1 pseudogene is annotated in these 231 nt (G+C 51.5%); it reads left to right on the top strand.

Annotated elements, in window-relative coordinates:
- Positions 1-46 precede the first annotated feature (46 nt).
- A pseudogene (locus AC0L20_RS41990) lies at positions 47-231 on the top strand (P-type conjugative transfer protein TrbL); the annotation flags it as partial.

Genomic DNA, 231 nt, shown 5'->3' with positions numbered 1-231 from the left:
CTCCCTTGCACTAATTCAGCTGGTATGGACGTTCATGCCTCTAGTCATGAAACAAACTGACTTAGGCGAGATTGCCGGTGAGTTAATCCGCTTCTTCATGGCAGTCGGCTTTTTCTACGCCATTATTGAGCATTCCGTTCCGTGGGCGACAGCAGTAGTTAATAGTTTCCGGGAAGCGGCGGGCACGGCTAGCGGTTTGGGTCAAGCTATTCAGCCGGGTGATATGTTCGC

This window comes from Bradyrhizobium sp. Kon58, assembly GCF_055807455.1.
This window is presented reverse-complemented; position numbering and strand designations above follow the sequence as displayed.